We start from the raw sequence: 20,226 nt of genomic DNA, 5'->3' as shown, positions 1-20,226 counted from the left end.
CCTTGGCTCCTTTTCTCACCCAGGCCAAAGATGCGCCGGTTGTGATGGGTGACTCGATCCCCCGGATGAACGGACATTGGGGGGAGGGAGAGCTCGGAAAGAGTGAGAGGGCAACCGTGCTTCACGGCATCCATTTCATCAGTCCCTCGGTGGGTGGCCCGCTGTTCAATACGGTGTGGCTTCCCACGCTGGCCGACTTGCGGGCGCTGCTCGCTGACGCCGATCTCTGCAAAGCAGCCGAAACCGAGGTGGGCGCGTTCATTGACACGCGCGTTGATCCGTTGCCTCCTGAGCTCGATGAGGCCATTTACCAGCGATCGATAAGGCAGATTTCCAGCCTGCCGGATAACTATGGGATCGGCGTGGGCGTTTTTGTGACTGACGCGTTTGCGTTCGTCCTTCAGCGCATGATTCAGGAGGCAATGGCTCAGCACCGGGCGCGTGAGCTGGATCGGGTATGGGAACAGTCAGCCACCGGTGGCAAGCGCCCCAGGCTCTAACGGCTGGCTGGGTGGCCCCCTTGCGCGTTTTCAGATTCGAGGTATCGGTAAGGGGATGGCCCATTAAGGGTTACTCATCCCCACTCAATCCCTCTCAAGGAGACGATACCCATGACACGCAAGACCTTCCTTCGCGCCCTGCTGCCCGTCGCCCTGGCTTCGCTGGCCCTGCCTGCGTTCGCCGCCGACACCACCGCAGACCTGACTATTCAGGGCACCCTGACCAACACCTGCAACTTGTCCGTTTCTCCGGTCACGGACATGGATTGGTCGGGCACTTCTGACAACTCCACCCGAACCTCTGCGTTGAGCATCGTGTGCAACCAGGGAACCACTTACTCCATTTCCCCAGGACAGGGACAGAACTTCGGAGCGTTGGCGGGTTACGAGACCTACCGCGCCGTGAGCAACGGTTCGGGTGCCTTCATTCCGTATGGGTTGTTCAAGGACATTCCCGGCACCCAGGCATGGGGCGATGATGCCGATGCGTTCGCGGGCACGGGTAACGGTGCTGTGCAAACCCACGAATTCGCGTTGAAGTTCTTCGCCCTCAAGCAGGCCGTGGGTGGCAACTACACCGATACGGTCACCGTCACCGCCACTTACAACTGATTACAACTGATCCCCATCGGTTGTCCCGAAGCCCCCGGTTCGCGCTGGGGGCTTTTTGTTGTCGAAAAGATGAGTAGGTATGGGTTGACGTAATAGCATTCTGATCTAGCTTGAAAGGAGACCCCCAAAGGAGATCCCATGACCCATTCCCAACGCTCCCTGGCCGCGGTCGCTGCGTCCTTGCTGTCCTTTTCGGTGTCCGCCGGTTCCATCTCCGTGGGCCCCACCACCCTGATGGCCGATACCTCGGCCAAGCACGTCGCCGTGACGCTGCACAACAGCGGCGACGCGTCGGTGCGTTACCAGGTGAAAGCCGTGGGGTGGGATCAGGCCACAGGGCAGAACGTGTTTTCACCCACCACGGAGATCGTGGGGGCGCCCACCTTTGTGAACGTCCCGCCCCAATCCAAGCGCACCGTTCGGTTGATGCGGGTGGGCGCGCTGGGCGAGCGGCGCTACTACCGCGTGCTGCTGATGCAGCTCAAAGACCCCAACGCCCAGGGCGTCCAGTTGCTGGTCAACCAGGACTTGCCCGTGGCCTTTGAAGCCGCCAACGCGCCCGTCCCCAAGGTGACCGTCCAAGCGGTGCCCAATGGATACCGCTTGACGAATCACGGCCAGACCGCCGCCCGCGTTTCGTCCATCGGCCCGGCCGGTGGCAAGCCGTGGCGCGAGGGTGCATTGGGCTGGACGCTGCCGGGGGCTTCGATGACCTACGAGACCCAACCCGGCCAGCGCGCTGAAAACCTTTCAATCACCGTCAACGGCCAGCCCGTCACCGTCCCTGTGGGGCGGTGATCCATGCGTGGCCGGGCCCTGGCCTTGGTGTTGCTGGCTGCATCGTCGGCCAGCGCAGCGGTGCCCGACGGCGTGGCGCCCGCGTTCCTGGTGCCGGTCATCGGCGGCAAGGCCAAGGCGGAACCGCTCACGTTCTGGCAGCAAGGCGGTCAGTGGTTCGCCGAGCCGGCCACGTGGCGCGAGGTCGGGCTCCAACTTCCCCCGGGTCAAACGGAGCCGATGAGCGCCCAAGCGTTGGGTGTGGGCTTTGTTGTGGACGAGGCCACCGCGACGGTCGCCCTGGATCTGCCGGCCGATCGGCTCAAGGCCCAACGCGTGGCCCGTGATCGCACCGAGCGCGGACCCATCGCGCCGCCCGCTCCTGGGGTGCTGGTGAACTACAGCGTGGCCGGCATGGTGTCCGAGCAACAGCAGGCGTTCTCGCTGGGCCACGAGGTCCGCAAGGCGGGGCGTTGGGGCGTGATCAGCACCAGCGGGCAGGTCAACACCGACACGGCCGGCACCGGCTACGTTCGCGGCGTGACGCGCTGGCAGAAAGATGATCCCAACCGCTTGGTGACCTACCAAGCCGGCGATGTGTTCGCTGGTCCGTCCTCCTCGCCGGTCAACCTGGGCGGGGTGCGCGTGGCCAAGGACCCGCGGGCGTTGGACCCGTTGACGCCCACGTATCCGGTCCCGATGCTCGGCGGCGTGGCGCTCGATCCGGCCACGGTCGAGGTCTTGGCCAACCGCGCCCGCGTGCTGCAAGGCCGGGTGGGGAAAGGGCCGTTCACCGCCGATGGCAGCGCCTTGGGCACCGGAGCACAGCAAACCCAAGTGGTCGTGCGAGACCCTTACGGCCGCGAAACGGTGGTGAGCGATCAGCGCTTCTACGTCGCCCCCACGTTGCTCCGCAAAGGGCTCACCACTTGGGAGGTCGCGGCCGGCCGGGTGCGGCAAGGGGAGAGCGATTACGGGACGTTGGGCGCGACCGGGTCGGTGGCTTGGGGCCTCAACGACCGGTGGACCCTGCGCGGCACCGCCCAAACCTCAACGGACGGGAAGGCCAACGTGGCGTTGGGGGCCACGACGGTGCTCGGCACCTATGGCACGCTGGACATGGAACTAGGCACCTCCACGCGAGGCGGCCAACGGCAGGCCGTGGCCTACGACTACCGCGGCCCGAGGTTTGGCGTGCGCCTGGAGCACGAGCGCCAGCAGGACTATTGGCGCCTGCGCGCCCCCGGTGCGGTGGAGGTGGAGCAGCGCACCCGGGGTTCGGTGTTCTGGCGGCCCACGCCCCAGTGGTCCCTTCGGGCCAGCTATTCGGACGTGCGCACGCCACGCTTTCGCACCGCTTACGCCGACGCCGGGCTGACCTGGCGTGGCAACGGGCACACCGTGGCCGTCTCCGCCTTGCGCGATCTGGAGCGCAAGGAAACCCGGGTGGAGGTGGGCTACAGCTACGATTTCGGCCGGGGCAAGGGCGTGAGCGTTAGGGCCCGGCAAGCCCCGGATGCCACGGCCTGGGCCGTCCAAGGACGCGCCCGCCCCACGGTCTTTGGAACCCCGGTGGGCTTGTCCTTGTCGGTAGACGAGGGAGCGGCTGGCCAGACGGCCCGGGCCAACGCCAACTGGACCACCCGGGCAGGGTGGGCTCAGATCAACGCCGAGCACGGGCCCAGCGGCACCTGGACTTCCGGTTCGATGGCCGGTGCCGTTCACCTGGACCGCCAGGGCGTGACGTTCCTGGGTCCGGCCGAATCCTTCGCCGTGGTGGACGTGCCCGGCCAAGCCAGGGTGCCGGTGAGGGTGGGCGGCCGATTGGTGGGGAAGACCAACGCCCAGGGCCGCCTGGTGGTGGGCGAGGTGACACCAATGGTGCCCACCGAGGTCCGCGTAGACGATCGGGCGCTGCCACTGGGCACCCAGTTGGCCGAGATCGAGCAAACCGCCACCGCTGGCCGCCAAGCCGGCATGCACCTCACCTTCCCGGTCCTGACCGAGACCGCACGCACCTTCCGCCTCACGGGCCCGGCCATCGAAGCGGGCACGGTGGCCAAGACGGCGACCGAGACCACCCAGGTGGGCTACGACGGCGTGCTCTACCTGGAGCAGCCGCGCCCCAGCCAGACGGTGGACGTGGAAGGGGTCTGCAAGGCCCAGCTGCCTGCGGACCTTGGGGCTGCGCAAACGGTGGCTGAGGTGGCTTGCCGGTGAGTGGGAAAAGCGCTGTCTGCGCAGTGCGAGTTGGATGGCACAGATGGTCCCCTAGCGCCTTCGTTGCAGCTCAACGGTTTGCGGGTCCTACATCCATGCGCGGAGGGGCTAACTTGCTGATTGTATTGGTCGAGGCGAAAATGGCGAAGGGGATGAGTTGCGACCTTTCGGAGGCGCAACGGCTGTGCGGCGGCGCAGCCCATGAGACGGAGTTCGGGTATGTTCCGAAGCGTCGTCCTAGGGCTTTTTCAGCGCATAGGCTTCCCATGGCCCTAAGGGGCCATTTTTGCGGCTGGTCCGCGATCGAAGAACACAAGGTAATCAGATGAAATACGAAGAGCTGTCCAGGGCAGCGCTCATCAAGCTGCTGCAAGAGCACGATGCCGAACGCGCTGAAGCAGGGAGAGATGGCATCGTCTTGAACTACAGTGGGCGCACAGCTCCTTGGCAGATCGTTCGTCAGGTCAAGCCTCGGATGTTTGACTTCAACAAGCGCGCTTCCGTGGGCAGCGCTGAGGAGGAGTGCGTTAACGAACTCTGGGATGGCGAGAATCTCGCCACCATGGTCACGCTTTACAAGTATCGTGGCCAAGTAGATCTGGTGCTGACGGACCCGCCATACAACACCGGCGAGGACTTCCGTTACAACGACAAGTGGGACAAAGATCCCAACGACCCGGATATGGGCGATTTGGTGGCCAAAGACGATGGTTCGCGCCACAGCAAGTGGCTGCGATTCATGACGCCTCGTCTTTGGATGATGCGAGAAATGCTCAAGCCTGGTGGCGTCATCGCCATCTGTATCGATCATCGAGAACTCTACAGGCTGGGGATGCTGATGGATGAGATTTTCCACGAGGAGAATCGCATTGGCATCATCAATTGGCAGAAGAGCTACTCTCCAAAGAATAATGTTGGCAAGAAGTCCCATGTGTCCACTTCCACAGAATATGTGTTGGTGTATGCCAAGGATATTGATCGCGCCAAGACCACCTTGATGGAGCGCAGCGAATCAATGAACTCGCGCTATGGTTCCCCCGACGGGGACCCCGAGTTGTGGACACCTGGTGACCTGACGGGGCGTGGAGCGGACACTCACTGGGGGCAGGTGTATGCAGTTCAATCGCCTTTTACAGGCGAATTGATGTCTCCATCGGAGGGGCGGTGCTGGGCGCTCGAAAGGTCGAAGCTTAAGGCGCTGCTTGAGCAATGGGGTTGTGAATACCGGAACGAGGACCAACACGATGGCCGAGCTCCAGCTCTGGTCATCAAGGGGTCTTTGAGCGCAGCAAAGAAAGCCGCTGAAAAAGTGCTCAAGGCTGGGAACTGGCCCCGCGGATATTGGCGCGACCAAGGAAAGGGCCATTTCCGTGCGAAGGTCTACCTCAATGAGGTCAAGAAGGGCGTTGTGCCAATGACCTACTGGGCAGATGAGTCATTCGACTCCATCGATGATCTGGGTAGCACGTCTTGGGATCATGAGCAGAGCGGGCATAGCCAGAGCGGGCTGAAGGAGCTCGGTGCTGTCGTTGGGAAAGATCACGGATTCACGACCGTAAAGCCGCTCAAACTGTTCAAAAAAATTATTCAAATCTGGTGTCGAAAGGATGGAATCGTATTGGATCCGTTCGCTGGGTCCGGGACAACGGGGCACGCGGTTTTGGAGCTGAATAAAGAGGTGGCTGCCACTCGTCGCTTCATCATGATTGAGCAGGGGAACGACGAGAAAGGGGATCACTACGCCAAGACCTTGACGGCTGACCGCATTAAGCGCGCCATCACGGGGAAGTGGAAGTCAGGTGAGCGGGAGGGCTTGGGCGGAGGCTTTCGATACTTCTCTCTCAAACGAGAGAAAGTGGATGCCAACGCAGTGAATGCTCTCGCTCGCGAAGAGATGATGGACCTGCTGTTGGTCAGCTACTGGGATCGCAATGACAAGGCCAAGTCCTATCTTCGGAGATTGGCTGCCGGGGATCATAAGCACCTGTTTGCTGTGAACAGCCGCAACGAGGGCTTCTTCTTGGTGTGGAGCGCTCCTGACCAACCTTCGGCGCTGACGCGGGCCGTATTCAAGGAAATCGCGCAGGAAGCAAAGGGAGCTGGCTTGGCGGGGCGTTATCACGTCTACGCTGCACTGGCGCCTTACACCGGCAGCGACATTGAGTTCTATCAAATTCCGGACAAGGTGTTGGAGCACATTGGCTTCAACGCCCGTGCAGACGCTTACAACAACGATGGTGGCATGGATGCAGATTGAGCTCAAACCCTTCCAGGTGCGTGCAGCCCAGCAGATCGCTGGGCGATACGCTTTTTTTGCTGGACACCCCTACAGGCCGACCTACAAGGGCAAGCTCCCGCGTCCGTTTTATCAGGCGCTGTCCGCCATCACGGGCGCCGGTAAAACACCGGTGCTGGCCGAGGCCGTCACGTTGATGCGCATGCACATGGCCGTTGAGCCCATCGTGTTCTGGATGAGCAAAGCCAAGTCGGTTGTCCAGCAGACCTATACAAATTTTTCCGGTGGCGGAAAGTATGCCGAGATCGTTGACGATTTCCGTGTCATCCGGGCGGCGCAACTGGAACCCAACCTGATCTCGGATGGGAGCTCCCCCCTCATCGTGATGGCCACGACCGGGCTCTTTAACAACAAAGAGCAAGCCGACGGCGCGCTGAACATCTACAAGAAGGATCAAGACCTGTTCGGTGACCAATCGCCCTGGGAGCGATTGATCGCCCGTGACGCCGGTGGGGTTCGGCGGCCGTTGATCGTCGTCTACGATGAAGGCCACAACCTGTCCGAACAGCAGACCCAGATCTTGGCCGAGCTGGAGCCGGAGGCCTACCTCTTGGCCAGCGCGACGCTCAAGCTTCCCGCGAATTTTGCCAAAACGGTGCTTGCGCCCCAGGAAAGCTGGGTCGATGAGGCGGGCGAGGATGAAGCCAGTCTTGAGCGTTTTGCGCTGTTGGCAGCGGTTGACGGGAAGGGCGCTGCCGACGCCACTGCATTTGCCATCACCGCGGTGGACAGCAACGCGGTCATCAAGGCTGAGCTGATCAAGACTTCCATTCAGTTCGACGGCACCACTGCGCCGATGGAACGTTGCTTGGACGATCTCCACGATCGGCTTCAGTTGATTGAGCAAGAAATTCAGGGCCGGGCGCTGGGGTTCACACCGAAGGCCATCTATGTGTGCAAGACCAACATCACCGACGACGGTGATAAGGACGATCACACCAAGCCCTTTGAACACCGCAATGCGCCGCCGATCCGCATCTGGCGCTATCTGGTTGAGCAGAAAAAGGTGGACCCGGCCAAGGTGGCCATTTACGCCGACCTGAAATTTGCCGATGGCAACAAGCCCGACGCAGTGAATTTGTTCTCGAAGGGCGAGAGCGATTTTGACGAATTTCAGGCCGGCGACTTTCAGCACATCATTTTCAACCAAGGCTTGCAGGAAGGGTGGGACGATCCCGCTTGCTACCTTGGCTACATCGATAAGTCGATGGGTTCTCAGATCAAGGTTGAGCAGATCATTGGCCGCGTTCTACGCCAATACGACGCCAAGCATTACGATTCACCGTTGCTCAACAGCGCCCATTTCTTCTTGCGTGTGGACAAGAAGAACGTGTTCACCGAATCGATCGAGGCCGTGCGGGCCAAGCTCCAAGAATCTGGAGCAGCCATTGAGATCGTTCATACCTATGGCGGTGGGGATGGCGGTTCAGAAGATCTCGCCCCCAAAGAGGGGGTTTCAGTGCTCCTTCACCAGGTCCATGCGGACGCCGACGACGCAGTGGGTGCCATTGCCCAGTTGGTAGCGCAGTTCCCCACCTTCAAGGAAGGAGAGATCGATACTCAGGGCGACGCGCACAGCAAGACCGAGACGGTGGACATCTCTGACTTGGCTAAGGAAATCGGCCACGACTGGACGGTCAGTGGGCACGCGAACCGGGTGCGCCTGCGTTGGCTGGTGAGCAACGCCATCCGTGGGCGCTCTAGGGCCGCATTGGCCGTGGTAGACCTAAAGGCTTCCAAGTTTGACGTGAGGGTGGAAGCCGGTAGCAACGCCGCAGCTGCAGCTGACACCCTGGCTAGGGAGATCGTGTCCACCTACTACCAGCTGACCTCGCTGGTGTATGAATCTGAGCTGGAGTTCACGTTCTCGACCATGCGCGTGCCGAAGAAGGCGCAGGCCTTCGAGAACGGCCTCTATCCGCGATACGCAGGCCTCAACAAGTTTGAAGCCCCGTTCGCCGCCGCCTTGGACAAGGCCGGACACACATGGCACCGGAACCCGAGCAATGGGGGCTTCCGTATTCCGCTGTTGTCGGAGGGGGACAGTGCCTCCTTCTCACCGGACTTCCTAGTCTGGAAGGGCAAGTATGTGTTCTGCCTGGACACCAAGGGCTCGCACCTGCTCACCGATGCCGTGGCTCGCAAGCTGTTCGATATCCAAGATGAGGGGGCGACCAAACTGTTGACCCGCTTTATTTCCGAGGGCAAGCAAACCGCGATCGGTGGCAAGGCAACAAAGGATGGCTACACCGTATGGAAGATGAAGAACGGGTCGCCCACTCCGATCCATGTGTCTAATCTCGATCAAGCCGTGAAGGAATGTTTGAAGGCTTGACAGACTGACTCTAGACATCTCCCGTGGCTAGGGAATGCTGTCTCACATTGGAGAATGCTGGATGAGTGAAGCGGATCTCGTATGCGAAAGCGTCGAGTGGGTGAGGTGCGAACTGCGTGACCTCATGGGTAAGCAAAAGAAGGAACGTCCGTGGCTAAAGTGCCCCAATGAGCGGGAGTGGGCCATTGCCAAGCTCTGGGACCCGGACATGTCTGACACGGAGTGGGCATACGTTCTTAAGCTCCTGCGCCCGATCATTGCCGAACGACAGCGCCGGCGCATCTTGGAGGTGATCGGCGGTGCCGCAGCGAATCCAAAAAAGAAGCCTCGTCGGAAAATGTAGACCCTGCATGCGGCCGTTGTTTCCTGCTCCGGCGATCTGAAAGATGAAGATGGCAGCCAAATTCAACCAAATTCTCATCGTGGATTCCCTCCCGGAAGGCCAACTCAACACCGCAGCCCGCCTGTTCGCGGATGCCCAAGACTGGGCGCGGGTGATCGGCGACGTTCCTCACATCGCCAGCGTTCGTGTTCCTTCCAGCGGGGCTTTTCTCGATCTGTTGGCCCAGCTTGCTCAGCAAGCATCCAGGGAGCCCTACGTGCCGTTGCTTCACATCGAGTGCCACGGTGGAGAGGGCGGGCTGGAGTTCGCTGACGGGTCTTGGTTGACGTGGGATGACATGAAGCCGGCGTTCGTAAACCTCAACGTGGCCACGCGCTTGAACCTCATCACGGTGGTGGCCGCATGCCATGGGGGCGCCATCGCCAATTTTGTTCGTGCTGAGCATCGGGCGCCGTTCTGGGCATTCTTGGCCCCCAAACGGCAGCTATCGGCAGGAGATCTGGAAACAGCGCTGTCTGCGTTCTATCAAGCCCTGCTGATGACCCGGTCCTCGGAGCGGGCCATGAGTGCCCTTCGGGCAACGCAAGCTGGCGACGAGTTCTGGCAGTTGAGCGCGCAGACCATCTACCGCTTGATTGTCGAAGGCTACGCGGAACACCACCTTACGGACGAGGCCGTGGGACAGCAGGCCGAGCGTCTCCGGGCCCACGCTGCGGAACATGGCGCTGTTTGGACGCAGGCGCAAATCGAGGCCATGATCCGTGACCCAGGAATCTTTGAAGGGTTTCGCCGGGAGTTCTTCATGATCGACCTGTATCCGGAACACGAAGAGCGTTTCCCGCCCGTCGCGCTCTAGTCATCCCCTCGATTCTCCAGTGCCTACGTCCGTCCCCCGGAGGCGGCATATCCCTTCACGGGCCCTATCCCGATCCGAGCGTTCCATGGTTCAGCAGGTGAAGCAGGCACTCGGCCACGTCCAGTGCGGCGGCGGCCCACTCGTCATCATCGCCCAAATGCGGCTCCTCCTTGCCCCCGTGGAAGAGGTTGTTGCGCACGCGGCGTGCGGCTTCGACCAATGCACTGGCATTGGATTGCTGAAGGGGCAGGCGCTGAAAGACGGCGCGGTTGAGGCCGTTGACCACCGCCACCTCTTGGACCATCGGGCGATCACGTGGAGGTGTGAGGATTTGCTCGTGCGTGCTGTCCGACACCTGATCGAAGAAGAGTGAATCTTCCAGCCGTGACACCGCTTCATCCACCGCGGGCCAGTTCACCTGGGCCATTCGGTAGGGACCGGCGCGAAGAAAGCCTGGATCGTTCTTGAGGCGAAACTCCAACTGCGCGAACGCCCGCAGCAGGTCGAACGCGAGGGGATCAGAGACGGGCATGGGCGCCTTCAAGGTCGGTGGAGGACGTGGGCTTTTGAATCTGTCGGCCAGAGGCCGCAGATTCTGAGTTTAGCCGTCCCGAAGCACTGGACACCGCGCCGCTCTCTGTTTGCATGGGGGAGAAGGAATACAAACGTATTCCATGGGAGATGGGTATGGGATTCGAAGGAAGCGGGCTTCTTTCTCGAAAGGACGTCCTCCTCTACACCCTAACGGCCCCTATCTGGCTTCCTCGAAATTGGGTTGTGGGCAAGGTCCGGCGATGGCGGGACGACTTGCGGACGCCGCCGATCATTAGGTTGCTTGAAAGCTGGGAACGCGAACCTGCTCTGGATGCCTTGAGGCATTTGATCGCAGAAGGCGCCGACGTGAACGCTCGGCGCAAGGAAGATCAGGAGACTCCGCTGCTCATGGCTGCGAGGCGTGGATGGGTCGAGGCCTGCCGCGTGCTGTGTGCAGCGGGGGCTGATCCGAATTCTCAACGGCACGATGGGTGGGGGGCTCTCTACTCGGCTGATCTCTACAGACATGTTCCATTGCTCACTGTGTTGCTCGAAGCTGGGGCAGACCCGGATGCCTTGGCAAGCACTGGGTCGCCAGAGATCAGAAATGGCATCGACGAATGGAAGGCGAAGCGGGCCGCCGCACATTTAAAAGTATCCCTCCCTGGCACTGAGGAGCCCGTTCGGACGAGCAAGCCGCGGCTATGAGGCTGATCCCATGAACCTGCAACTCACATGCATCTGCCGGGAGGACGTGTTCGCCGATGGGTTTTCCTTCGCAGAACTGCTGGACGCGCCCTTGGCTGCGTTGCGCTGGGGTGGTGCGTGGTTGACCCAGTTGAAGCCCGGTGGGCCGGTGACCGAGGACGCCATGCGGCGCTTTGCTATGGGCCAGGAGCTCGATGGGCAACAGCGGTTGTGGGAAGGCGAAGACCACCACACCTGTGCGGCGGGCTACCGAGTCTCGTTGCGCCTGCCCAAAGGGTTCGCGGCGTTACTGGACACCGACGGCGAGGAGAGGGCACGGCTACAGGCTGCCCACCGCCACGCCGTTGACCATGCGCTGTCGTCCCTGCCGTTCCAGCGTGATCACCGGGTGCTCTTCGTTGCATCCGATCGGTTGGAGGATGACTGGACGCACCACTGGTTGTTCGCCATCGCATGCGCACCGAACGGAAAGTGGGAACGGCTTGCGCTGAGCTTGCGGTTGGCGGCCAGCGAGGACGCTTACACCCACGCCATGGGTGCCTTCATGGAAGCGTTGCTGGAGACCAAACGATTGGAGCGCTTCTTCCGCCCAGCCCCCGTGGGCCGACCGAGGCAGAGGCTGTGACGCTGACGTCCAAGCCTCCCTTGACGGCCGTGCTGCCGAAAGTGTCCCTTTCTTCAACCTTGCGCCAGGCATTGGCCGCACGCGCTAGAGCAGCCGGGGTGAGCGAGAGCGAAGCCGTGCGCCAATGGCTCACCGCCTACCTGGCGCGCCCCCAGCTGCTGCGCTCTCCCGTTGCCGGCCCCAGGGACGACCGCCTGCCGCCTATCCGGGCTTCCCGAGACCTGGCCGACCGCGTCCGCCGCGAGGCGCAGCGGCAGCACGTGAGCGTGGCGGAACTCATCCGTCGGGTGGTTGCGTTCCACGCGTTCTGAGGCGCAACTTGGCCACGCTCGGCGGGTGCCACTTGCCCTTCGCCAAGCGTTTCTGCACGAACGCGCGGTAAGCCTCGGGGGAGGGCGGCGATTTGCGTTTGTGCCGGCGTGTGTTGCAGAGCCAGCAGGCGGCAGCGATGTTGCCTACCACGTCCTTGCCGCCTTCTTGTTGGGCGACCAGGTGCTCGGCGGTGCAACGGAGCGGCGTGGCCGTTTTGGCGCGCAGGCCGAACGGCTTTAGTTCATCGGGAGAGGCGTTCCACATCGGCACGCTGCAATAGCAGCACCGGCCCTTCTGGGCGAGGAAAGCCTCGGTTCTCAACCGTTGGAGTTTGGGCATGCTTAGATCTCAAAAGACAGGAAAAACCATCCCGTCGTCGCTTGTGCGATCGAATCGGGACCTGTTGCCTTGAGCTAAGCAGGCAATACGCCGGGGGCATTTCCCCTCGCGGCAAGGGAGTTATCGCGCCCCAGGCTGGTGGGTGTCAAGATGGGGCCCATTCGGGTGGCCATGCCCGGAGCGATGGGCTATAACCGTTGGATTCCCGACCGGAGTGCTCCTTTGGCCCTGACTACCCTGAAATCCCTTAACGCCGAAATCAAACAGCTCGAAGCCCAGAAGAAGCTGGTGGAGAAGCGCGACGGCGAGGTGCCCAAAGCCCTGGCGGTCCTGCAGAAGTATGCGAAGGTCCTCAGTCCGGCCCAGCGGCGGCAGGTGGCCAAGCTCATCGGGGAAACGATCGACGCCAAGCCGGCGCGTGCCGCCAAGGCTGCCCCGGGACCCCGAAAGGGCCGCAAGCTTGGCAAGGTGGCGCCGAAGTATCGCCTCCCAACCGGTGAGACGTGGGCCGGTCGGGGTTTGGCCCCCAAGGTCTTCACCGCGTGGGCCAAGTCCACCGAGGGCAAGGCGTGGGCTCAGGCCAACCCCGGAGCGAAGTTCCCGTCGGCTGATGGGACGGTGAAGAAAGCTCCCGCCAGGGTGGCCAAGAAGACGGGCAAGCCGGTGAAGAAGGCCGCCCAGAAGGCCGTCAAGAAACTTGCGAAGAATGCCGTCGCCAAGAAGGCCAGCAAGAAGGCCTGATCATGCGCGGCCTGTTCCCCAAGAAGAAGAGCCGGCTCTCGCCCCAAGGCAAAGCCATTGCGGCCGCCCACGTGCTGCTGGACAGTGCCGAGGGCCGATTGGACGAGAAGGCCGCCGGCAGGCGCTTGCGCGAGGAAGTGGGCCTTCAATGGTCCTACCTGACCTGCATCCAATGCCTGTCAGGGCAAGAAGCCTTGGCGGCCATTGAATCGCTGCCCAAAGGGTGGCAGGACAACGGGCGCACCCAGGTGCACCTGTTGGGGGCTGCCGTCATGGCGGCGCACACGGGAGCCAACCTGCGTTCGGACGGCAGCTCGCTATGCGCCAGCTACTTGCGATCGCCACACGACTTTCACGCCACTGTCACGCGGTTGTGGTGATCTCACCCCAAGCGAACAGGAGATTGCTGAGCGCCAATGGCCCGGGCGCCTTGACTTGCTGCCAACCCGCGGGCCTGTAGGATCCCATCATGGAGCTACTTTTGCCTCTTGCTATGGTTATCTTGGCCTGCGCAACTGGTCTGGCGCTGCTCCAACTTGTAATCGCGCTCTTCAAGGCGCTGTCCTGCCGGGAATGGTTGCGCCGCAGGAGAGCGAAATGATACGTTCGTTTCGCCACGCCTGCCAGAGGACTCGCGCTTGGCACAGCCCCACAGCGACATCGATTTGGGCCGGAGTCCGCTATTCGTTGACGGGCGACACCGGCTATTTCAGGTCGCACGTGGATGGCGTTTGTCTCGCGTGCACCGGGGGGGGATGAATCGGCGGAGCAATGAGCGCTTCGGCTGAGCCTGGCGGGCCGCCAAAGGATTTAAGCCCTACACAGCCCGCTCGGTTTGTTTCGCTTACAGATCGGCCGTTTGTGGTGCGGTGAGCCCATCTACCCGGACGGCCGAAATGAAGGGCGGCGCGCAGGCGTTGCCCTCACCTCTGCCGCTGTCGGATACTGATCCTGTCCATCGTTCGTAGCTCGCAATTCGCGCCGCCCACGGAGCCACAAGAGGGGCGAATCGATCAATCAGGCCAACAACGAGCAGCCCGATGATACGTAGCAAGCTTGCTCACAAACGCGTTCTCGCCGAGGGCGGACCGATTCTGGTGTGGTTGACCTCGTTTAAAGATCATTACGTATTTACCGCCAGTGGCATCGGATTGTCTGGAAAATACGGTGTGGCGCTACGGCAGGACACGAAAGCAAGTCGGAGAGCCCTCGAAGCGCGCTTTGCGGGGTCGAAGTTTCACGAAGTGTTCGTGAGCGATGTGCCAGCTTCGGTGATCAGTGTCAACCGGTCTCTGACGTCGGCTGGGCCGCGAGACGGGATATTCTTCCTCTGCAACACAGAGGTCGTCCAAGCCGCGGTTCTCGCGCACCTCGGGGCCGTGATCCCTAGCGAGGTCATCGCTCTTGCAGCCAACTTGAGTCGGGGACGGGGCTAGCCATGGTGCACTCTTAAAGGTTCAGGAATAGCGCAACTGAAAACTGAAATTCAAGCTGGCCTGCGTTTTGTACACAGCTGATCCACGTTGGCCGGCTTGCACTGGTGCCGAGTGAAAGGTAGCCCGTAATGTCTAAGTGTGCGGTGGTGTTCGTAAGCGCGGCTGTGGAAGAGATCGGTGAGGAGCGCTTGCCCGAAGTCATGCGTGCAGGCCGAGAGTTCAATGCCAAGTGCGGCTCGCGTGCAGTTGTATGCTTCGACGGCAGCAGGTTTTTAACATATTTGGAAGGCACAGCGAGTGCGGTGGCTGCGAGCTCCGTTTACACCCAGTCCTTCACCCTGCATACCGAAATCGTTGAGCTGGCGCGGGGATCCATCCAGCAGTTGCGGTTCCCTGCGCATGCATTGCTCTTCCTGCGGATTTCAGAAGCCGAGCTCAAAGCACTGATGAGGTCGAACTGGGTGAATTTCTCCCAACGCTTCGGAGGGAAATTCATCCCAGAAACGGGGATGGAGCGGCTTGCCGCATTGGTCGGCAATCGTCTCGATGACGTTCCGCAGTGATGGGTAACGGATTTCCTCTGTAGGCCGCCCGATTCACGTTGCACAGTGGAAGCAGGGGAGTCATGAATTTGAGGCATTCGACAGGGGCATGCCATGCGGTTGGAATTTACTCACAGCCACATCTACCCAGGGGCCACCGCGTCCCTGACAGGCGAGCAGGCTGAACTGGGCGAGAGAGCCACCTGCTTGGTCGAGCTCAGTGACGGCGTGGTCCTCTCGACCAGCTGTCTGATTCAAGGGGGGGAGATCATGCTATTCATGCCGGACTACCTGACCGCCCGTGGGGCAAAGATTCCGGCGAAGGACTGGGTGCTGCGGAAGGATCTGGAAACAGGCGCCTGGAAGGCAAAATCAAAGGTTGCCGTGTAGCACTTGTTGCTCTTCCCGACCCGTCAGGTTGTTGGGTCTGAAGCAATCTTAGGAGCGTGTCATGCCAAACCGTGCGGTGGTTTTTGTGAGTGAGGCCAGCCCCTACCTTAGCCTTGGGCGGCTGGTTGAGTTGATAGCCGACGCGGAGCGGTTCAACAGACAGGCCGGCGTGACCGGGGTGACCTTGTACGACGGGGCCCGGTTCCTGTCCTACCTGGAGGGTCCACCGGATGGCCTTCGCGTTGCCTACGCCAGGGCATCCGAAGCGCGCAGCCACCTGAACTTCATCGAGTTGGCACGCGGGCGTGTCTCGCAACGTCGGCTGCCGCGGTGGCCTATGCGGCTGTTTTTGGCCAAGGAGGGCCAGCTGCAGAGCATCGCGATGGCAGACTGGGCCAGCTTCTCTCAGCGGGGCGATGCGGACGCAATGAATGCAACGGCGATGGATCTCCTTGTGCGCTTCACGGGAGGGCCGTCTGCCTCAGTCTACGTGGGGCCCCTCTCGAAACCACTCAGCGAAGGGGAGGCGAAATGAACATCGTGGCGACTGGTCTGTCACCCGGCGGAAGGATGCTGGGAGCTCCTCTCGCGCTCCCGATGAAGCGTTGGCAAAGCTGAGCAGATTCCGTCTGCCGAAAGCAGAAGTCGTCCCAACTAGCTTGAACCAGCTGCTGACCGTGTGGAAAATTTGACCCGACCTTGTGGAACGGCAATCCACATGAACGTTCTCTTCGTGGACATTGAAACCTCCATCTGTGAGGTGGTTGGAGTCGAACTAAGAGAGCTCGGCTATGACGTCGAATGCTTGGAATTCAGCTCAGGAGCCTTGCGCGCAGCGCAAGCGGGGCACGTCGACGTCGTCATTCTGGATGTGCCCGCCAGCCCTGACGCCCGGCGCAGTGCATACAAGTTGGCAGACGAACTTCGGCGCGATGGCATCGCTGTCTTCTTTACCTCCACGCTTCATCCGAACGATGTGATCAGCCGGCACCGGGATCGGGGTGTTTTGTCCAAGCCCTACGGCGTCAAACAGATCGCTTCCTGGATCGAGGCGCTTGGCAAAGATTGCAGAGGCGAACCGGCAGGCGCGCACGTGCGCTAGCTGACTGGCAACATGCATCCGCCCTTTGGAGTGCATTGGACCGCAAGCCTTCCTCTTTACAGTGGATACGCTGGAAGCGAACGTCGCTGCTGCCCATCAATGCGCGCTACTTGCATCATCAGAAGCACTGTCGTTCAGCACCGTCACTTTCAAGACGGCGACCAGATCGTTGTCCTGCAGACAGCGTTCAAGAACTGGCTCCTGAATACGTCGTTCGCCATTGGATTTCCCGACTCCAGCAATCGGCCGCTTTCTGATCGAGCGGAGCAGGCCAAGCGCGCTGTTGGCCACGGCGAGCGAGATCAAAGGCCACAGTTACCAGGAGGCCTTCGTCAGGTCTCCTTTCGCCGCGCTTATCTCCATTCATAGCGCGTTGAGTGCTTCAAGCCACGGCGACGCCGTGTTCTTCCTGTGCGCCGAAGAAGCCACGTCGGAAGCATCTCCAAAAAACTGATGCTGGCATTCGCCATAACGACCAGCATGACCTTGGCGTTGGGCATCTTCACTATTGTCCGCGCGTCACATTCGAAGCAGGAGTTGTCCAGGATTGAGTCCGTCTGGGCGCCTGGCAGCTATGCCATCGGAGAGATGCGTGCGCAGTTCGGCGATCTCCGCATCTACGAAACCTCCCAGGTCAGCGAAGCCACTTCCGCTGAGGCCGTCAAGCAATACGAACAGCGGATCGTGGCGGGCAAGGCCAAGATCAACGAGCTGGTGAAGCAATACCTGCGGTCCTTCGCCGATGGCGAAGATGCCGCGTTGTTCAAGCCGGTCAGCGCTGCGTTGAGCGATTACTTTGTCATCCACGATCAGCTTCACGCTGCGCTCCTCGCTGGCGATGCCGAGGCCGCGCAGACGATCTCGGTGACAGAATCCAGGGCAAAGCGCGTGGCGCTGTTCGACGCCATGGAGAAAGTCAGCGAATACAACCTTCGCGGCATGAAGGCTGAACTCGCAACCAACGCAGCAAGCCTCAACAACCTGATGTCGATCACAGGCTTGGTCTTGGCGGTGCTGTACTTGGTCGCAAGCGTGCTGGGGTGGGCGATCAGCCGTTCGGTCACCCGGCCCATTGGTGAGGCGTTGCCCGCTATCCGCAGCGTGGCCAATGGCGACCTCAACGTGCGAACCGACTACCAGAGCCGCGATGAGGCGCGCCAGATGCTGCTCTCCCTCCGTCAAATGGTTGCCACCTTGGAGCGTTTTTCGAACGACACCAAGGTCATGGTCAAGCTTCACGAGGCCGAAGACATCTCGCACCGGATTCCGGAGGACCTGCCCGGTGTCTACGGCGAGCTGGCCAAGGGCATGAACACAATGGTGTTCGAGCACCTTGAGGCCATCCTGGATGCCATCCAAGTGCTCAACGAGTATGCGGCCGGTGACCTGCGGCGTGACGCGCGACGCCTGCCCGGCTCCCGGGCGTGCTCCACGAATCGATGGACGCTGCCAAAGCAAGTCTGCTGGCGATCAACACGGAGATCAAGCGGTTGGCAGTGTCGGCTGCCGACGGCGACTTCTCCGCCCGCGGTAACACGTCTGCGTTCCAGCACGACTTTGAATTGATGGTTTCGGACCTCAACCGTCTGATGGAGACAGCTGACCACAGCCTCAGCGCCGTCTCCACCTTGCTTCAGGCCATTGCCTCTGGCGACTTGACCCACCGCATGGAAGGCGACTTCCGCGGCGTCTTTGCGACGATGAGCGAAGACGCTAACGCGACCGTGGCTCAGCTGACCGATATCGTCTCCCGCATCCAGCAGGCATCCACGGCAATCAATACCGCGTCGACGGAAATTGCCGCGGGCAATGGCGACTTGTCGCGACGCACCGAACAACAAGCGGCCAACTTGGAAGAGACGGCGGCGTCCATGGAGGAGCTTACCTCCACCGTGCGCCAAAACGCCGAGCATGCACGCCAGGCCAGCGAGTTGGCCAGAGTGGGGCCTCGCGCGTGGCCGGGCAGGGCGGTGGAGTGGTCGGGAAAGTAGTGGAGACGATGGGGGGTATCGAAGCCTCGTCGCGCCGCATCGGGGACATCATCTCCGTGATCGATGGCATTGCTTTCCAGACCAACATCCTCGCACTCAATGCGGCCGTGGAGGCGGCTCGAGCCGGGGACCAGGGTCGAGGGTTCGCCGTGGTGGCCTCCGAGGTGCGCACGTTGGCACAGTGCTCTGCCTCTGCAGCCAAGGAGATCAAGGGGCTAATCGAGGACTCTGTGGCCAAGGTCGCTCAAGGATCGGCGCTGGTTGACCAGGCTGGCCAGACGATGTCTGAGATTGTCAGCTCGGTTGAGCGCGTGTCCAACGTCATTGGTGAGATATCTGCCGCCTCTCAGGAGCAGGCGTCGGGCATCGAGCAAGTGAACCAGGCTGTTTCTCAGATGGACGAAACGACCCAGCAGAACGCCGCGTTGGTGGAAGAAGCGACCGCCGCTGCCCGATCCATGGAAGACCAGTCGGTACAGCTGGCAACCGCCGTCGCGGTCTTCAAGGTGAATGAACGCGCGCAGGGAAAGACGCCAGCCACGGCCAGTGCAAGCTTGACCAAGCCAGGTGCTGTGGACGGCTCCCGCCTTTCTCAAACCGCCTACGCGGGCAAGCCAACCCCGCCGAAGGCATTGCCAGCTCGTCCCGCACGGCAGGTATCTGCGGACGCAGCGCACTGGCAGGAGTTCTAACCGCCCTTCCAAGGCCAGTGCGAACGCATGGTCGCTCGCAGGGCATGGTTGACCGAAGTTGCCGCTGAAGTCACCGTGGGTGAGGCCGCCTGGATGGCGGCCTCAGACCCGCAAGCGCGCCGAAAGCTCGGCGCCTTGCGCCGTGAGGCGGCGAGGCGGCAATGGCATTGGCCGAGGTTACGGCCGCCCGATGGCCGCTCCGCTTTGGCAGTTCAGCGGCTCGGAGACGGGGGAATGCCAGCCAATGGTTCCCTCAGGATGCCCAGCCATGGCTCGACGATCTCCTCGAACGCGAAGACATGGTCCCGGTGCTGGTCCATCCCTTGGAGGTAGTGCCGAATGCTGCGCTCAAACTCGTCTGCGACGTTGGCGTTGCCGGCGTTCGTGCGAAGCAGGAGCACTGTGGCCGCTTCCAGCGCCGCAACACGTATATGCATGCGATTCATTGCTTCTTGAAGACGCAAAAATGCGTCCCTGACCTCGTCGTTCACCAAGCCCTCCGCGAGCAGGCACATCAACACAGAAGAGGATCAGTGGCTGCTGCTTGAGCCCGGGATCGTCAGGCGAGCACGGTTGGCGGCGATCAAAAGGGCATTGCCAGTTCGCTCCGCTTGCGTCGGAGTCATCGTCGAGCCGCACATGGTCGAGTCACCGGCCGCGTTGCGAACTTGGTAAAGCCCGAGTGCAACCACTGCTGTTTCGGCGTCAATGCCGACTTCAAACCTGTCCAGTGGGAACCACGTTGCTCCGTCGAATTTCTCCATCGAGCGCCTCATGCACGGAATCGCGGTGTCAGCCAGAGATTACCGCAAAGCGTGGAACTTGGAACGCGCGCGAATCGGTTGCAACTGAAAGCGGCAGCACCGTGCAGCATT

At 61.4% G+C, this 20,226-nt stretch carries 20 protein-coding genes and 1 pseudogene; 16 read left to right on the top strand and 5 right to left on the bottom strand.

The genetic code is table 11. The features are described 5' to 3' along the window. The first annotated feature begins 2 nt into the window (after positions 1–2). The 8 genes from POS15_RS11770 (at position 3) to POS15_RS11735 (ending at position 9,939) form a co-directional block, all read left to right on the top strand. The gene (locus POS15_RS11770) at positions 3–500 is read left to right on the top strand and encodes a hypothetical protein (RefSeq protein ID WP_133120045.1); all 498 of its coding nucleotides are present in this window, start codon (positions 3–5) and stop codon (positions 498–500) included. A 111-nt stretch (positions 501–611) separates the two neighbouring features. Beyond that, positions 612–1,112, top strand: a complete 501-nt coding sequence (locus POS15_RS11765) for a spore coat protein U domain-containing protein (RefSeq protein WP_088475686.1) — start codon at positions 612–614, stop codon at positions 1,110–1,112. A gap of 138 nt (positions 1,113–1,250) precedes the next feature. Then, a complete protein-coding gene (locus tag POS15_RS11760; protein WP_088475685.1) occupies positions 1,251–1,910 on the top strand; it encodes a fimbria/pilus periplasmic chaperone in 660 nt (219 codons plus the stop codon). A gap of 3 nt (positions 1,911–1,913) precedes the next feature. Beyond that, positions 1,914–4,109 (top strand): fimbria/pilus outer membrane usher protein, encoded by a 2,196-nt coding sequence (locus POS15_RS11755; protein WP_284128204.1) that lies wholly within the window; start codon positions 1,914–1,916, stop codon positions 4,107–4,109. A 325-nt stretch (positions 4,110–4,434) separates the two neighbouring features. After that, a complete protein-coding gene (locus POS15_RS11750; RefSeq protein WP_088475683.1) occupies positions 4,435–6,366 on the top strand; it encodes a site-specific DNA-methyltransferase in 1,932 nt (643 codons plus the stop codon). Further along, on the top strand, positions 6,356–8,740 hold the full coding sequence (locus POS15_RS11745; RefSeq protein ID WP_185812528.1) for a DEAD/DEAH box helicase family protein: 2,385 nt from the start codon (positions 6,356–6,358) through the stop codon (positions 8,738–8,740). The genes POS15_RS11750 and POS15_RS11745 overlap by 11 nt, the downstream gene beginning before the upstream one ends. 61 nt (positions 8,741–8,801) lie before the next feature. Then, on the top strand, positions 8,802–9,083 hold the full coding sequence (locus tag POS15_RS11740; RefSeq protein WP_180854965.1) for a hypothetical protein: 282 nt from the start codon (positions 8,802–8,804) through the stop codon (positions 9,081–9,083). A gap of 49 nt (positions 9,084–9,132) precedes the next feature. Next, positions 9,133–9,939: a hypothetical protein gene (locus POS15_RS11735; protein ID WP_180854966.1), complete on the top strand. Its 807-nt coding sequence runs from the start codon at positions 9,133–9,135 to the stop codon at positions 9,937–9,939. A gap of 64 nt (positions 9,940–10,003) precedes the next feature. Here POS15_RS11735 and POS15_RS11730 read toward each other — a convergent pair whose 3' ends face one another. Further along, on the bottom strand, positions 10,004–10,471 hold the full coding sequence (locus tag POS15_RS11730; RefSeq protein ID WP_185812529.1) for a hypothetical protein: 468 nt from the start codon (positions 10,469–10,471) through the stop codon (positions 10,004–10,006). A 720-nt stretch (positions 10,472–11,191) separates the two neighbouring features. Here POS15_RS11730 and POS15_RS11725 point away from each other — a divergent pair. Continuing rightward, the gene (locus tag POS15_RS11725; RefSeq protein ID WP_185812531.1) at positions 11,192–11,806 is read left to right on the top strand and encodes a relaxase domain-containing protein; all 615 of its coding nucleotides are present in this window, start codon (positions 11,192–11,194) and stop codon (positions 11,804–11,806) included. A 276-nt stretch (positions 11,807–12,082) separates the two neighbouring features. Here the strand turns inward: POS15_RS11725 and POS15_RS11720 are convergent, their stop codons facing one another. Beyond that, positions 12,083–12,457, bottom strand: a complete 375-nt coding sequence (locus tag POS15_RS11720) for an HNH endonuclease (RefSeq protein WP_099490556.1) — start codon at positions 12,455–12,457, stop codon at positions 12,083–12,085. Positions 12,458–12,679: 222 nt separating this feature from the next. On the opposite strand from POS15_RS11720, the gene POS15_RS11715 reads away from it, so the two are divergent. The 6 genes from POS15_RS11715 to POS15_RS11690 all read left to right on the top strand — a co-directional run bounded on the left by POS15_RS11715 (position 12,680) and on the right by POS15_RS11690 (position 16,668). After that, positions 12,680–13,198, top strand: a complete 519-nt coding sequence (locus tag POS15_RS11715; protein ID WP_032971149.1) for an H-NS family nucleoid-associated regulatory protein — start codon at positions 12,680–12,682, stop codon at positions 13,196–13,198. A 2-nt stretch (positions 13,199–13,200) separates the two neighbouring features. After that, positions 13,201–13,578, top strand: coding sequence for a hypothetical protein (locus POS15_RS11710; protein ID WP_006375651.1), 378 nt, complete (start codon positions 13,201–13,203; stop codon positions 13,576–13,578). A gap of 1,184 nt (positions 13,579–14,762) precedes the next feature. Next, positions 14,763–15,197: a BLUF domain-containing protein gene (locus POS15_RS11705; protein ID WP_006375649.1), complete on the top strand. Its 435-nt coding sequence runs from the start codon at positions 14,763–14,765 to the stop codon at positions 15,195–15,197. 93 nt (positions 15,198–15,290) lie between these two features. Beyond that, the gene (locus POS15_RS11700) at positions 15,291–15,566 is read left to right on the top strand and encodes a hypothetical protein (protein WP_032971143.1); all 276 of its coding nucleotides are present in this window, start codon (positions 15,291–15,293) and stop codon (positions 15,564–15,566) included. A 61-nt stretch (positions 15,567–15,627) separates the two neighbouring features. Beyond that, a complete protein-coding gene (locus POS15_RS11695; protein WP_006375647.1) occupies positions 15,628–16,101 on the top strand; it encodes a BLUF domain-containing protein in 474 nt (157 codons plus the stop codon). Between the two features lie 183 nt (positions 16,102–16,284). Continuing rightward, positions 16,285–16,668, top strand: a complete 384-nt coding sequence (locus POS15_RS11690; protein WP_032971140.1) for a response regulator — start codon at positions 16,285–16,287, stop codon at positions 16,666–16,668. Positions 16,669–16,764: 96 nt separating this feature from the next. On the opposite strand, the gene POS15_RS11685 is transcribed toward POS15_RS11690, so the two are convergent. Beyond that, a complete protein-coding gene (locus POS15_RS11685) occupies positions 16,765–16,974 on the bottom strand; it encodes a hypothetical protein (RefSeq protein WP_139338727.1) in 210 nt (69 codons plus the stop codon). Positions 16,975–17,121: 147 nt separating this feature from the next. On the opposite strand from POS15_RS11685, the pseudogene POS15_RS11680 reads away from it, so the two are divergent. Next, positions 17,122–19,351 (top strand): annotated as a pseudogene (locus POS15_RS11680) (methyl-accepting chemotaxis protein). Between the two features lie 212 nt (positions 19,352–19,563). Here POS15_RS11680 and POS15_RS11675 read toward each other — a convergent pair. Together POS15_RS11675 and POS15_RS11670 are read right to left on the bottom strand one after the other, a co-directional pair. Continuing rightward, on the bottom strand, positions 19,564–19,842 hold the full coding sequence (locus POS15_RS11675) for a hypothetical protein (protein ID WP_125892001.1): 279 nt from the start codon (positions 19,840–19,842) through the stop codon (positions 19,564–19,566). A gap of 39 nt (positions 19,843–19,881) precedes the next feature. Further along, the gene (locus POS15_RS11670) at positions 19,882–20,115 is read right to left on the bottom strand and encodes a hypothetical protein (RefSeq protein WP_032971135.1); all 234 of its coding nucleotides are present in this window, start codon (positions 20,113–20,115) and stop codon (positions 19,882–19,884) included. Positions 20,116–20,226: the final 111 nt, after the last annotated feature.

The organism is Stenotrophomonas sp. BIO128-Bstrain, from assembly GCF_030128875.1.
Taxonomy (GTDB): Bacteria; Pseudomonadota; Gammaproteobacteria; order Xanthomonadales; family Xanthomonadaceae; genus Stenotrophomonas; species Stenotrophomonas bentonitica_A.
The sequence above is the reverse complement of the archived record's forward strand: the minus strand, read 5'-3'. Positions and strand labels throughout refer to the sequence as shown.

Excerpts from the sequence above, each read along its gene's own strand:
- POS15_RS11765 (WP_088475686.1), top strand. The coding sequence starts at position 612 with ATGACACGCAAGACCTTCCTTCGCGCCCTGCTGCCCGTCGCCCTGGCT.
- POS15_RS11760 (WP_088475685.1), top strand. The coding sequence starts at position 1,251 with ATGACCCATTCCCAACGCTCCCTGGCCGCGGTCGCTGCGTCCTTGCTG.
- POS15_RS11755 (WP_284128204.1), top strand. The coding sequence starts at position 1,914 with ATGCGTGGCCGGGCCCTGGCCTTGGTGTTGCTGGCTGCATCGTCGGCC.
- POS15_RS11750 (WP_088475683.1), top strand. The coding sequence starts at position 4,435 with ATGAAATACGAAGAGCTGTCCAGGGCAGCGCTCATCAAGCTGCTGCAA.
- POS15_RS11745 (WP_185812528.1), top strand. The coding sequence starts at position 6,356 with ATGCAGATTGAGCTCAAACCCTTCCAGGTGCGTGCAGCCCAGCAGATC.
- POS15_RS11740 (WP_180854965.1), top strand. The coding sequence starts at position 8,802 with ATGAGTGAAGCGGATCTCGTATGCGAAAGCGTCGAGTGGGTGAGGTGC.
- POS15_RS11735 (WP_180854966.1), top strand. The coding sequence starts at position 9,133 with ATGGCAGCCAAATTCAACCAAATTCTCATCGTGGATTCCCTCCCGGAA.
- POS15_RS11730 (WP_185812529.1), bottom strand. The coding sequence starts at position 10,471 with ATGCCCGTCTCTGATCCCCTCGCGTTCGACCTGCTGCGGGCGTTCGCG.
- POS15_RS11725 (WP_185812531.1), top strand. The coding sequence starts at position 11,192 with ATGAACCTGCAACTCACATGCATCTGCCGGGAGGACGTGTTCGCCGAT.
- POS15_RS11720 (WP_099490556.1), bottom strand. The coding sequence starts at position 12,457 with ATGCCCAAACTCCAACGGTTGAGAACCGAGGCTTTCCTCGCCCAGAAG.
- POS15_RS11710 (WP_006375651.1), top strand. The coding sequence starts at position 13,201 with ATGCGCGGCCTGTTCCCCAAGAAGAAGAGCCGGCTCTCGCCCCAAGGC.
- POS15_RS11705 (WP_006375649.1), top strand. The coding sequence starts at position 14,763 with ATGTCTAAGTGTGCGGTGGTGTTCGTAAGCGCGGCTGTGGAAGAGATC.
- POS15_RS11700 (WP_032971143.1), top strand. The coding sequence starts at position 15,291 with ATGCGGTTGGAATTTACTCACAGCCACATCTACCCAGGGGCCACCGCG.
- POS15_RS11695 (WP_006375647.1), top strand. The coding sequence starts at position 15,628 with ATGCCAAACCGTGCGGTGGTTTTTGTGAGTGAGGCCAGCCCCTACCTT.
- POS15_RS11690 (WP_032971140.1), top strand. The coding sequence starts at position 16,285 with ATGAACGTTCTCTTCGTGGACATTGAAACCTCCATCTGTGAGGTGGTT.
- POS15_RS11670 (WP_032971135.1), bottom strand. The coding sequence starts at position 20,115 with ATGGAGAAATTCGACGGAGCAACGTGGTTCCCACTGGACAGGTTTGAA.